Genomic DNA, 12,230 nt, shown 5'->3' with positions numbered 1-12,230 from the left:
CGACGTTCATCGGGGCTCCGGGTGCCGGGTCGCAGCGACACAGTCACGGACCCGAGGAGAGCTCATTACCACAGAGACCCGCATCAACGAGCGCATCCGCGTTCCCGAGGTGCGACTGGTCGGCCCCAACGGGGAGCAGGTCGGGATCGTCCGGATCGAGGACGCCCTGCGCCTGGCCCGCGAGGCCGACCTCGACCTGGTCGAGGTGGCCGCCCAGGCCCGCCCGCCGGTCTGCAAGCTCATGGACTACGGCAAGTTCAAGTACGAGAGCGCGCAGAAGGCCCGCGAGTCGCGGCGTAACCAGCAGCAGACGGTGATCAAGGAGCAGAAGCTCCGGCCGAAGATCGACCCGCACGACTACGAGACGAAGAAGGGTCACGTGACCCGCTTCCTCGGGCAGGGTCACAAGGTCAAGGTCACCATCATGTTCCGCGGCCGCGAGCAGTCGCGCCCGGAGCTGGGCTTCCGCCTGCTGCAGCGCCTCGCCGAGGACGTCGGTGAGCTGGGCTACGTCGAGGCCACGCCGAAGCAGGACGGCCGCAACATGACGATGGTCCTGGCGCCGAACAAGAAGCCGCAGAAGGCCCCGCGCGCCAACCAGGAATCCCAGCAGGAAGCAGCGGAGCCGGCCCCCGAGCCGGCCGGCTGAGCTGGCGCACGACCGGCCGCACCCGCCTCCCGGGGTGGGCGCGGCCGGGTACCCGGGCGCCCGTACCGTCGCTCCCGAGCGACGGCGCGGACGTCGATCCACCCCGGCGGAGACGGAGCGCCGCGGAGCTCGACCATCGACTCCGGAGCACCCGCTCCGCACGAGGAACCAAGGACTGGACATGCCGAAGAACAAGACCCACAGCGGCGCCAAGAAGCGCATCAAGGTGACCGGGTCCGGCAAGCTGCTGCGCGAGAAGGCGGGCAAGCGCCACCTGCTGGAGAAGAAGTCCAGCCACAAGACCCGTGAGCTCTCCGGCAACGAGAACGTCGCGCCGCAGGACACCGGGCGCGTGAAGCGCCTGCTCGGCGGTCTCTGACCACCTCCCGGCCCCGCCGACCCACCCCGGGCGGACGTTCGTCCGCTCCCTGATCAGATCGAAGGCAGGACCACGTGGCACGCGTGAAGCGCGCGGTCAACGCGCAGAAGAAGCGTCGCACCACCCTGGAGATGGCCAGCGGCTACCGCGGCCAGCGCTCCCGGCTCTACCGCAAGGCCAAGGAGCAGACGCTCCACTCGCTGACCTACGCCTACCGGGACCGCAAGCAGCGCAAGGGCGACTTCCGGCAGCTGTGGATCACCCGCATCAACGCGGCGGCCCGCGCCAACGACATGACCTACAACCGGTTCATGCAGGGGCTGAAGCTCGCGGGCGTCGAGGTCGACCGCAAGAACCTCGCGGAGATCGCGGTGTCCGACCCGGCCGCGTTCACCGCGCTGGTCGAGGTCGCCCGCGCCGCGGTCCCCGCGGACAAGAACGCGAAGAACGAGGACGCCGCCTGAGCGAGGCGCTCCTCACCGAACGCACGCCGCGCGTCGCCGCAGCCCGCAAGCTGCTGCGGCGCGCGGCGCGTGTCGATGCCCGGCGGTTCCTCGTCGAGGGCGTCCGCCCCGTGCACGAGGCGCTGGCCTGGGCCGAGGAAGGCTCGGGTCGCCTCTACGACCTCTTCCTCACCGACGCCGTCGCCGACCGGGACCCCGCGCTGGAGGACCGGGCGAGGGCGCTCGACGTCCGCGTCGCGCGCGTGACCGACAAGGCCGCGGCCGGCCTCTCGGACACCGTCACCCCGCAGGGCGTGGCCGCCGTGTGCTCGACGGTCACCGTCGGGCTCGAGCAGGCCCTCGGTGACGCGCCCCGGCTGGTCACGGTGCTCGTCGGCGTCGCCGACCCGGGCAACGCCGGCACGGTCATCCGCACCAGCGACGCCGCGGGCGCCGACGCCGTCGTCCTCGCCGGTGACGCCGTCGATCCGCACAACGGCAAGTGCGTGCGGTCGACGATGGGCAGCCTCTTCCACGTCGCCCTGGCCGTCGACCGCGACGTCGATGCCGTCGTCGCCGCGCTCCGGGACCGCGGCCTGACCCTGCTCGCCGCGGCCGGCGACGGCGAGACCGTCCTCGACGCCGGCGCGGACGCCCTGCTCGCCCGGCCTACCGCGTGGCTGTTCGGCAGCGAGGCCCGCGGCCTCGACGAGCGCACCGCCGCCGCGGCCGACCACCGCGTCCGCGTCCCCATCCACGGCCGCGCGGAGAGCCTCAACCTGGCGACGGCGGCCGCCGTGTGCCTCTACGCCTCCGCCCGCGCCCAGCGCTGAGGGCGCTCAGAGCTCGCCCGGCGCGGCGAAGCGGTAGAAGACACCCCCCGGGGGCGTGGCGCCGAGCAGCAGCCACACCGCGCCCTCGAAGTCCCGGGCACGCGAGAGGTCGCCGACACGCACCGGCTCGTAGCCGGCGTCGCGGATCAGCGTCTCGGTGACCTCGACGGCCTCGTCGTCGGCGACGTACCAGTTGCTCGGCCGGACCCGCTGCTCGCGGACGCGGTCGAACAGGCTCGCGTAGTTCATGTTGAAGCTCTTGGCCACCGGTCCGCCGGTGACGGACTTGACCTCCTCGGCGTTCGACGGAGCGTCTCCAGCCCGCGCGGGGAAGACGTTCGTCGCGTCGATGGCGGTCTTCCCCGCGAGGCCGCTGACCTTCGCCAGGGCGGGGGAGACCTGGTCGCCGGGCACCGCGACGAGGACGACGTCCGCGTCCGACACATCACCGCCGTCCCGGCCCAGCTCGTCGACGTCGTGGCCCGCTTCGCGCCACAGCCGGGCCAGCCCGCCCCCGATGCTGCCCCGGCCGATCGTCACGATCTTCATCCGTGGTCCCCTCGTCGATGGTTCATGTGTTAACCAGACGCTAGGCCTGCTGTGGTTCACACGTCAACCAGCCACTACGCTGCCGACGTGGCGGAGACGCGGTGGCTGGACGAGCGCGAGGAGCGGGCCTGGCGCGGCCTCATGGCGATGCAGGACGGCCTGACCGAGTTCCTCGACCGTCGCCTCCGCACCCGGTGCGGGCTGTCGGGCGCCGACTTCGAGGTGCTGGCCCACCTCTCGGAGGCGCCGGACGGGTGCCTGCGGCCGTTCGTGCTCGGGCGCAGCCTGGGCTGGGAGAAGAGCCGTCTCTCCCAGCACCTGGGCCGCATGGAGCGGCGCGGCCTGGTGTCCCGCGACCGGTGTCCGACCGACCAGCGCGGGGCGGTCGTGACCATCACCCCGCACGGTCGCGAGCTCGTCGAGGCCGCGGCCCCACGGCACGTCGCCGACGTCCGCGAGGCCGTCGTCGACCACCTCACGCCGGAGGAGCTGGAGACGCTCGCCGCCGTCAGCGACACGGTGCGGGCCCGGCTGGCGGCGCTCGACGAGCGGCGCGCGGAGCCCTGAGCCGGGAGCAGGCAACCGATGGCCTCGACCTGCTCCGATAGGATCGGTCGGCACCCGAGAGCAGCAGGAGCGAGACGACCTCGATGTCCGGCACCAACGACCTCTACGACCCCAAGCAGGTCGCGGCGCTCGACCCCGAGACGCTCGACGCCGCGCGGGCGGACGCGACCTCGGCCTTCGCCGGCGCCGCCACTCTCGAGGCGCTCACGGCGCTGAAGCCCGCCCACCTCGGCGACCGCTCGCCGGTGCTCACCGCGCGCCGCGAGATCGGCGCCCTGCCGCCCCAGGCGCGCTCGGCATCCGGGAAGCGGGTCAACGAGATCCGTGTGGCCATCCAGTCCGCCTACGACGAGCGCCACGAGGTGCTCTCCGCCGAGCGCGACGAGCGGATGCTGGCCGAGGAGGCCGTGGACGTCACGCTGCCCGGCGACCGGCACCCGCGCGGCAGCCGGCACCCGCTGACGCAGCTCTCGGAGCGGATCGCGGACATCTTCGTCGCCATGGGCTACGAGGTGGCCGAGGGCCCCGAGGTCGAGTCGGAGTGGTTCAACTTCGACGCCCTGAACTTCCTGCCCGACCACCCGGCGCGCACGATGCAGGACACCTTCCACGTCGAGCCCGCCGCGGCCCGCCAGGTGCTGCGCACCCACACCTCGCCGGTGCAGATCCGGGCCCTGCTCGAGCGCGACCTGCCCGTCTACGTCGTCTGCCCGGGGCGCACGTTCCGCACCGACGAGCTCGACGCCACCCACACCCCGGTCTTCCACCAGATCGAGGGCCTCGCCGTCGACAAGGGCCTGACCATGGCTCACCTCAAGGGCACGCTCGACGCGTTCGCGCGGGCGATGTTCGGCGAGGAGTCGACGATCCGGCTGCGCCCGTCGTACTTCCCGTTCACCGAGCCCTCGGCCGAGCCCGACGTCTGGTTCCCGCAGAAGAAGGGCGGCGCGGGCTGGGTCGAGTGGGGCGGCTGCGGCATGGTCGACCCGAACGTGCTGCGCGCCTGCGGCGTCGACCCGGACGTCTACTCCGGCTTCGCCTTCGGGATGGGGCTGGAACGCACGCTGATGTTCCGCAACGGCCTGCCCGACATGCGCGACATGGTCGAGGGCGACGTGCGGTTCACCTCGGCGTTCGCCGTCGAACCGTGAGCCGGTCCCCGGCCCCACCCGCCAGCTCCAGAAAGGCCCCGTAGCCGTGCGTGTCCCCGTCTCGTGGCTCCTCGAGCATGTCGACCTGCCCGCGGACAGCGACTCGCTGACGGCCGACGCCGTCGGCGAGGCGCTCATCCGCGTCGGGCTCGAGGTCGAGGACGTGGCCCCGATCCCGGCCAGCACCGGCCCGCTCGTGGTCGGACGCGTCGCGTCGGTCGAGGAGCTCACCGAGTTCAAGAAGCCGATCCGGTACTGCCGCGTCGACGTGGGTCCCGAGCACAACGAGGACACCGGGTCGCGGGGGATCGTGTGCGGCGCGACGAACTTCGCCGAGGGCGACCTCGTCGTCGTCGCCCTGCCCGGGGCCGTCCTGCCCGGCGACTTCGCGATCGCCGCGCGGAAGACCTACGGCCACGTCTCCGACGGCATGATCTGCGCGCTCGACGAGCTGGGCCTCGGCGACGACCACAGCGGCATCCTCGTGCTGCCGCCCGCGACGGCCGATCCCGGCGACGACGGCGCGGCGCTGCTCGGACTGGACGACGCCGTCCTCGACATCGCCGTGACGCCGGACCGCGGCTACTGCCTCTCGGTCCGCGGGCTGGCCCGCGAGCTCGCCTGCGCCCTCGACGCGCCCTACGGCGACCCGGCCCTGCTCGGCCGGGACCTGCCCGCCGAGGACGGGGACGCCTGGCCGGTGCGCCTGGACCCGTCCTCGCAGTGCCGGCGCTTCGTCGCCCGCCGGGTGACCGACCTCGACCCCACGGCCCCGTCGCCGTGGTGGCTGCGCCGGCGCCTGCTGCTCTGCGGCGTGCGCCCGATCTCGCTGGCCGTCGACGTCACCAACTACGTGATGCTCGAGCTGGGCCAGCCGATGCACGCCTACGACGCCGCCACCGTGCAGGGCGACGTCGTGGTCCGGCGGGCGACCGCGGACGAGAAGATCACCACCCTGGACGACGCGCAGCGCGCGCTCGACGTCGACGACGTCGTCGTCACCGACGACTCCGGGCCCATCGGCCTCGCGGGCGTCATGGGCGGGGCGAGCACCGAGGTCGGCACGGGCACCTCCGACGTCCTCCTCGAGGCCGCGACGTGGGACGCGCCGTCGGTGGCCCGCGCCGCGCGCCGCCACCGCCTGCCCAGCGAGGCCGCCCGCCGCTTCGAGCGCGAGGTCGACCCCGCCGTCGCCCGGGCCGCCACCGACCGCGCGGCGTGGCTGCTCGCGCACTACGGCGGCGCGACGGTGTCGCCCGGCGTCACCGACGAGGGCGGCGTGCCGACCCCGGAGCCCGTCGACATGGCGCTCGACCTGCCCGACCGGGTCGCCGGCACCCGCTACGAACGGGGCGCCGTGGTGCGGCGGCTCAGCCAGATCGGGTGCGCGGTCGAGGTCGCCGCCGCCGATCCCGGCGACACGGGCGGCGCCGGGCTGCGCGCCGTGCCGCCGACCTGGCGCCCCGACCTCACCCGCCCCGCCGACCTCGTCGAGGAGGTCCTGCGCCTCGAGGGGTACGCCGGGATCCCGTCGCAGCTGCCCCTGGCGCGCCCGGGTACCGGCCTCACCCTCGCCCAGCGGCGCCGCCGCCAGGTCTCGCGGGCGCTCGCCGACGCCGGCTACGACGAGGTGCTCCCGTCGCCGTTCGTCGCACCCGCGGTCTTCGACGCGTTCGGGCTGGACGCCGACGACGACCGCCGGAACGCCCTGCGCCTGGCCAACCCGCTCGACGCCGACCGCTCGCTCATGGCGACGACGCTGCTGCCGGGCCTGCTGGACGCCGTGGTCCGCAACGTCTCGCGCGGCCTGCGCGACCTCGCGCTCTACCAGGTCGGACAGGTGGTCCGCCCCGGTCCGGACGACCCGCCGGAGGCGCCGCTGCTGCCGGTCGACCACCGCCCGGACGACGCGGCGGTCACCTCGGTGCTCGCGAACCTGCCGGCCCAGCCGCTGCGGGTCGGCGCCGTCCTCGCCGGCGCCTGGGAGCGCGCGGGCTGGTGGGGATCGGGCCGCCCCGCCGACTGGGCCGACGCGATCGAGGCCGCCCGGCTCGTCGGACGGGTGTACGGCGCCGAGCTCACGGTGACCTCCGACGTCCACGCCCCGTGGCACCCCGGCCGCTGCGCCGCGCTGAGCCTCGGCGACACCCTCGTCGGGCACGCCGGCGAGCTGCACCCGAAGGTCCTCGAGGCCCTCGGCCTGCCGGCCCGCACGTGTGCGATGGAGCTCGAGCTCGACCGGCTCCCGCTGGCCGAGGACCGCCCGGTGCCCGCGGTGTCGTCCTTCCCGCCGGTGCTGCTCGACGTCGCCCTCGTGCTCGACCAGGCGGTGCCGGCGGCGTCGGTGGTGTCCGCGCTGCGCGACGGCGGCGGCGACCTCGTCGAGGACGTCCGCCTGTTCGACGTCTACACCGGCCCCCAGGTCGGCGAGGGCAAGCGCTCGCTCGCGTTCGCCCTGCGCCTGCGCGCCCCCGACCGGACGCTGACCCTCGAGGAGGCGTCGGCCCGCCGCGACGCCGCGGTCGCGACGGCCACCGAACGCTTCGGGGCCCGGCTGCGCTAGGTGCCCTCCGGGCTCGTGCTCACGTGCGCGGTATCGCACCCCGCAGCAGCCAGCCGAGGGTGACCTCGAGGTCGGCGCGCAGCTGTGGCGGCGCCAGGTTCGCCTCGTCGGCGGTCGCGAGCGCGGCGTAGCCGAGGGTGCTGACGATCAGCGCCCGCACCACGCGGCCCGCGGCGTCGGAGTCGACGCCGGCCCGCGCGAGCAGCACGGTCATGGCCGCGCCGAGGGACCGGGCGTTCGGTCCGCGCGCGCCCTGGCGGGCGAGGTAGAGCGGCACGAGGTCGGGGTGCGCCGCGAGCAGGTCGAACGTCGCGAGCATGACGTCGCGCAGCCCGCCCACCGGGTCCGCGTCCGGCGGGGGCGGGGTGAGCGCACCGAGCCGGTCGTCGAGCAGCGCGTCGACCAGCGCCGTCTTGTCCGCGACGTGGCTGTAGAGCGCGTTGGGGGCGACGCCGAGCTCGCCGGCGACCGAGCGCATCGACAGCCCGGGCAGTCCGCGCTGGGCGAACACCGTCCTCGCCGCGGTCAGCACGGCGTCGTGCGTCAGTCCGGCACGCTGGCCGGGGGTCCTCGGCATGGACGAACTGTACACCGTCCAGTATGCTGGACACCGTACAGTTCGAGAGTCAGGGGAACGCACATGACCGTCACGGACCTCGAGACCGGCGTCGCCGCCGGCGTGCCCTACGTGCTGCGGGCGCCGGCGGGGCGGCGTACGGACGCACCCGTCGTCGTCGGGTGGCACCTCATGGACGCGCCGCGCAGCGAGGCGGCCTTCGCGGCGGTGCTGCCGCTGGACGGGCTGGACGCCTGGCGGATCTACCTCGGCCTGCCCGAGATGGGGCGCGCCTGCCGGCGGGCGGGATGGACGAGCTGATGGCCCGCGGCTACGAGGACGCGGTCATGCTCATGCACGGCCCGGTCAACGCGCGGGCCGCGGACGAGTTCGACGGGGCCCTGCAGGCTCTGCGCGAGCGGTACGGGTTCGCCGGGGGCCCGTTGGCGATCTTCGGAGGGTCGGCGGGGGCCGGCGTCGCGCTGGAGGTGGCCACGCGCCGCGACGATCTCGCGGCGCTCGTCGGCGTGAGCCCGATGCTGCGCCTGCGTCCGGTGGTGGCGACCCTCGGGAAGATGTTCGGCGTCGACTACCGGTGGTCGCCGGAGTCCGACGCGGTGGCGGCGCGCATGGACTACGTCGCGCGGGCCGGGGAGCTGGGCACGCTGCCGGTGCGCCTCGTCCTCGGGTCCGAGGACGACGCCACGGCGTTCCTCGAGCCCGCGCGGGAGCTCGCCGCCGCGGCGGCCGGGCCGTCGGACGTCGTGGTGATCGAGGGGATGGGCCACGCACTGGCCGAGGAGCCGGGCCTCGAGCCCGCGCCGCAGACACCGCACGCGGCCGAGGTCGACGACCACGCCGTCGGGTGGTTCCGGAAGTATCTGGGCGTGTGAGCTCCCGCGGCGTCTCCGAGATCGGGCTGCTGCGGCTCGTCGCGCAGCGGCTGGTCGCCCCGCCCGACGACGACGTCGCCGGCGTCGTCCGTCACCTCGGCGCCGCGCAGGGCCAGGACCCGGCGGGCGCGCTGACGTCGCTCGCCCTGCGCACGGCCGGCCGGTCGACCGGCGCCGTGGTCGCCGCGTTCGACGCCGGCACGATCGTCCGCAGCTGGCCGATGCGCGGCACGCTGCACGTCCTGCCCGCCGAGGACCTCGCGTGGATGCTGCCCCTGGGCACGCCCCGCCCGCGCGTGCAGGCCGCCCGGCGCCGCGGCGAGCTGGGGCTCGACGACGCCGACGTCGACCGGGCCCGGGCGGTCGCGCGGAGCGCGGTGCCCGCCACGCGCGCCGGGCTGTTCGCGGCGTGGGAGTCCGCGGGGCTCGCGCCGGCGCGGGGCCGCGGCTACCACCTGCTCGCCGAGCTCGCGTCCACCGGCGTCCTGTGCTGGGGGCCCTACCGCGACGGCGAGCAGATGATCGTCGACGTCGCCCGCTGGGTCCCGGTGCCGCGGCACCTCGAGCGCGACGAGGCGCTGGGGGAGTGGGCGCGGCGCTACTTCCGCTCGCACGGCCCGGCGACCCGGGCCGACTTCGCCCGCTGGACCGGGATCCCCGCCGCGGACGTGGACACCGGCATCGCCCTCGCCCGACCCGATCTCGCCGCGACGGACGTCGACGGCACCGAGTACCTCCTCGACCCGGCGGTGCCCGACCGCCTGGCCGCGCACCGGCGTGCCGCCCTCGGGGTGCACCTGCTGCCGGGCTTCGACGAGTTCGTCCTCGGCTACGGGCGCCGCGACGACGTCCTCGAGCCCGCCTGGTTCGAGCGCATCGTCCCCGGCGGCAACGGGGTGTTCCGGTCGACGGTCGTCCACCGTGGGAGGGTCGTCGGGACGTGGGCGGCGCCGCGCGGTCGGCTGGAGGTCACGCCGTTCCGTCCCCTCGACGCCCGCACCGACGCGGCCGTCACCCGCGCCCACGCCCGTCTCCCGCGATGACCGCTCGTCGCCGTCCCTGAGAGCCCGACGGTCGTCGATTGGCCCGATCGGGCGATCACCGAACCGGTGACCGCGCGGTGGTGCGTGATGGACGGCCCGGCGCGTGTCGGGCTCTCAGGTCGGCCCCACGTGAAGATCGTCGTTCGTACCGTGACCGGGCCGTGACTCCGGGAGCTCCCCCTCTGCCCGGACCGGCCGCCTCGACCCCGATCGCGAGGAGACCTCTGCATGTCCAGCGTGCCTCCGCAGGCGCCGGAACCCGAGCCCGACGCGTCGGGTGAGCCCTGGTCGACCACGGACTTCATCGTCGGTCGCGGGGCCCTGCTCGTGGCGGGCCCGGTGATCGTCGCCCTGCTGTGGGTGTTCGGCGCGCTGCCCGCGTGGGGCGCGGCCGCCCTCGGCGGCTTCCTGTGCGTGGTCGCGCTGGTCTTCCTCGCCCGTCTGCGCGGTCGGGGGCCGGAGGGCGGCGAGGGCGCCCGGGTCCTCGTGGTCGGCGGCGGCTACGCCGGACTGGTCGCGGCGCGGGCGCTGCAGGCCCGCCTGCCCGGCGGCACCCGCGGCGGGCGGCACCTCGGGTCGGGGGACGCGCGCGACGGCATCGCCTCGATCACCGTCGTGGACCCGCAGGCCCACATGACCTACCAGCCGTTCCTCCCCGAGGCCGCGGCCGGCGCGATCGAGCCCCGGCACCTCACGGTGCCGCTGCGACGGGTGCTACGGCGCTGCGACGTCATCACCGGCTCGGTCGCCGCGATCGACGACGCGAGCCACCGCGCCGTCGTGTCGCTGCCCGGCGGCGGCACGCGGGAGGTCCACTACGACGTGCTCGTGGTGGCTCCCGGCACCGCGCCGCGGCGCCTGCCGGTCCCCGGCCTCGACGACCAGGCGCTCCCGTTCCGGTCGGTCACCGACGCGCTCGCCCTGCGCGAGCACGTCCTGTCCCGCCTCGACGCGGCCGCGTCGACCACCGATCCCGCCGAGCGCCGGCGCCTGCTGACCTTCACCGTGATCGGCGGCGGGTTCGCGGGGCTCGAGGTGCTCGGCGAGCTCGAGGACATGACCCGCCGTGCCGCCAAGCACCAGCCGGGCTACATCGCCGGCGAGATCCAGTGGGTGCTCCTGGAGGCCGCCGGGCGGATCATGCCCGAGGTCAGCCCGGCGCTCGCCGCCCGCGTGCACGCCCAGCTGCTGCGCCGCGGCATCGAGGTCCGCGTCGGCGCCAAGATCACCTCGGCCCGCGACGGCAACGTCGTGCTCGCCGGCGGCACGAGCTTCGCCACCGACACGATCGTCGTCGCCGCCGGCTCGGTGCCCAACCCGCTGCTCGAGCGCACCGACCTTCCCCTCGACCCGCGCGGTCGCGTGCGCTGCGCGACGACGCTGCAGGTCCGCGACCGCGCCCACGTCTTCACCGCCGGCGACTGCGCCGCCGTGCCCGACGTGACGGTGCCCGCCGCCCGCGACGGCGAGCCCGCGACGACGGCGCCGACCGCCCAGCACGCCGTGCGCCAGGCCCGCCTGCTCGCGCGCAACGTCGACGCCTTCCTCGCCGGGCGGCTGCTCAAGGGCTACCGCCACAAGAACGCGGGGGCGGTGGCCGGTCTGGGCCGCCGGCGCGGTGCGGCCCAGATCGGCCCGTTGCGGATGACCGGCTGGCCCGCGTTCCTGCTCCACCGCGCCTACCACCTCTGGGCCATGCCGACCGCCGACCGCACCGTGCGCATCGCGCTCGACTGGCTCGTCTCCGGGCTGCTCGGCCGCGACCTCGTCGCCGTCGGCCGCCGCGACACCGCCCCGCTGCCCGACACCGACGCCCCGTCGACCGTCGCCCCGCGTCTCGAGGAGGAGCCCGTCCCGGGCGGGCAGCCCGCGGCGGCGCCCGTGTTCGCGCCGATGCCGACGGCCGCCCCGACGGCGGCCGCCCCGACGACCGGGGCGACGCCGACCTGGGGTGCCGACCCGGCGACGACCGGATCCCGTCCGGTCACCCCGGTGCCGGCCCGGGCCGCCGAGGAGGCGGCGCGCAGCGCGACGGACTCGCAGGGCATCCCGGCGTTGCAGATCGCCGCGTCCCAGTCGGGCGGCATCCCGGCCGTCCGGGAACCGCACCCCTCGTTCCCGCCGTTCGCCGAGCCGTTCCCGTCGACGTCGTTCCCCTCGCCGTCCTTCGGCGAGCCGTCGTTCGCGGAGCCGTCCTTCGCGGAGCCGTCGTTCGACGACGCGTTCCGCGACCCCGCGCCCTCGCTCTCCTTCGGCGAGGACCGGGAGTACGGGGACCCGGCGCCGTCGGGCTCGTTCCGCGAGCCGCACCCGTCTTTCCCCTCGACGCCCCGCGACGCGTCCGACGGGCCCCGTGCGCCGTACCCGTCGACCAGCCGCCCCCGGCACTCCCTGCGCGACGGGAACCGCGCGAACTGACCGGGCGTCGAGCGCGCGTGCGAACCTGGTGATCAGGAGCGCGCCGTCCACCCCGGCGCCCCTTGAGCTCAGGGGGTGGTCGCAACACCGGTGGTTGGTGGGGCGGAGAGTAGTTGGTCGATGGCTCGGGCGGGGCAGCGCCAGTCGAGGGTCTTGCGGGGTCGGCCGTTGAGTTCGGCGGCGACG

The 12,230-nt window shown here is 75.3% G+C and carries 13 protein-coding genes; 11 read left to right on the top strand and 2 right to left on the bottom strand.

Annotation, left to right across the window (positions count from 1 at the left end; translation table 11 throughout):
* Positions 1 to 64 precede the first annotated feature (64 nt).
* From infC to QSK03_RS17405, 4 genes are all read left to right on the top strand, one after another.
* A complete protein-coding gene (infC, locus tag QSK03_RS17420; RefSeq protein ID WP_285655022.1) occupies positions 65 to 649 on the top strand; it encodes a translation initiation factor IF-3 in 585 nt (194 codons plus the stop codon).
* A gap of 181 nt (positions 650 to 830) precedes the next feature.
* Positions 831 to 1,028 carry a 50S ribosomal protein L35 gene (rpmI, locus tag QSK03_RS17415; RefSeq protein WP_285654414.1) on the top strand — a complete coding sequence of 66 codons (198 nt, stop codon included), beginning with the start codon at positions 831 to 833 and terminating at the stop codon, positions 1,026 to 1,028.
* A 74-nt stretch (positions 1,029 to 1,102) separates the two neighbouring features.
* Positions 1,103 to 1,492, top strand: a complete 390-nt coding sequence (gene rplT, locus QSK03_RS17410) for a 50S ribosomal protein L20 (protein ID WP_285654409.1) — start codon at positions 1,103 to 1,105, stop codon at positions 1,490 to 1,492.
* Positions 1,489 to 2,304: a TrmH family RNA methyltransferase gene (locus QSK03_RS17405; protein ID WP_285655020.1), complete on the top strand. Its 816-nt coding sequence runs from the start codon at positions 1,489 to 1,491 to the stop codon at positions 2,302 to 2,304. Before rplT ends, QSK03_RS17405 begins: the two co-directional genes overlap by 4 nt.
* A gap of 6 nt (positions 2,305 to 2,310) precedes the next feature.
* Here QSK03_RS17405 and QSK03_RS17400 read toward each other — a convergent pair whose 3' ends face one another.
* The gene (locus QSK03_RS17400) at positions 2,311 to 2,853 is read right to left on the bottom strand and encodes an NADPH-dependent F420 reductase (protein ID WP_285654407.1); all 543 of its coding nucleotides are present in this window, start codon (positions 2,851 to 2,853) and stop codon (positions 2,311 to 2,313) included.
* An 87-nt stretch (positions 2,854 to 2,940) separates the two neighbouring features.
* Between QSK03_RS17400 and QSK03_RS17395 the strand changes: the two genes are divergently transcribed.
* From QSK03_RS17395 to pheT, 3 genes are all read left to right on the top strand, one after another.
* Positions 2,941 to 3,420, top strand: a complete 480-nt coding sequence (locus QSK03_RS17395) for a MarR family winged helix-turn-helix transcriptional regulator (RefSeq protein WP_285654405.1) — start codon at positions 2,941 to 2,943, stop codon at positions 3,418 to 3,420.
* Positions 3,421 to 3,503: 83 nt separating this feature from the next.
* Positions 3,504 to 4,571: a phenylalanine--tRNA ligase subunit alpha gene (gene pheS, locus QSK03_RS17390; protein WP_285654403.1), complete on the top strand. Its 1,068-nt coding sequence runs from the start codon at positions 3,504 to 3,506 to the stop codon at positions 4,569 to 4,571.
* 46 nt (positions 4,572 to 4,617) lie between these two features.
* The gene (gene pheT, locus QSK03_RS17385) at positions 4,618 to 7,134 is read left to right on the top strand and encodes a phenylalanine--tRNA ligase subunit beta (protein ID WP_285654401.1); all 2,517 of its coding nucleotides are present in this window, start codon (positions 4,618 to 4,620) and stop codon (positions 7,132 to 7,134) included.
* Between the two features lie 19 nt (positions 7,135 to 7,153).
* Here the strand turns inward: pheT and QSK03_RS17380 are convergent, their stop codons facing one another.
* Positions 7,154 to 7,711, bottom strand: a complete 558-nt coding sequence (locus QSK03_RS17380; protein ID WP_285654399.1) for a TetR/AcrR family transcriptional regulator — start codon at positions 7,709 to 7,711, stop codon at positions 7,154 to 7,156.
* 63 nt (positions 7,712 to 7,774) lie between these two features.
* Between QSK03_RS17380 and QSK03_RS17375 the strand changes: the two genes are divergently transcribed.
* The 4 genes from QSK03_RS17375 to QSK03_RS17360 all read left to right on the top strand — a co-directional run bounded on the left by QSK03_RS17375 (position 7,775) and on the right by QSK03_RS17360 (position 12,044).
* Positions 7,775 to 8,011 (top strand): hypothetical protein, encoded by a 237-nt coding sequence (locus tag QSK03_RS17375; protein WP_285654397.1) that lies wholly within the window; start codon positions 7,775 to 7,777, stop codon positions 8,009 to 8,011.
* Positions 7,999 to 8,583 carry an alpha/beta hydrolase family protein gene (locus tag QSK03_RS17370; RefSeq protein ID WP_285654395.1) on the top strand — a complete coding sequence of 195 codons (585 nt, stop codon included), beginning with the start codon at positions 7,999 to 8,001 and terminating at the stop codon, positions 8,581 to 8,583. Before QSK03_RS17375 ends, QSK03_RS17370 begins: the two co-directional genes overlap by 13 nt.
* Positions 8,580 to 9,626, top strand: a complete 1,047-nt coding sequence (locus QSK03_RS17365) for a winged helix DNA-binding domain-containing protein (RefSeq protein ID WP_285654392.1) — start codon at positions 8,580 to 8,582, stop codon at positions 9,624 to 9,626. Before QSK03_RS17370 ends, QSK03_RS17365 begins: the two co-directional genes overlap by 4 nt.
* A gap of 228 nt (positions 9,627 to 9,854) precedes the next feature.
* Entirely contained in the window at positions 9,855 to 12,044 is a 2,190-nt protein-coding gene (locus QSK03_RS17360) for an NAD(P)/FAD-dependent oxidoreductase (RefSeq protein WP_285654390.1), read from the top strand.
* Positions 12,045 to 12,230: the final 186 nt, after the last annotated feature.

The organism is Actinomycetospora sp. NBRC 106375, assembly GCF_030269665.1.
Classification (GTDB): domain Bacteria; phylum Actinomycetota; class Actinomycetes; order Mycobacteriales; family Pseudonocardiaceae; genus Actinomycetospora.
The sequence above is the reverse complement of the archived record's forward strand: the minus strand, read 5'-3'. Positions and strand labels throughout refer to the sequence as shown.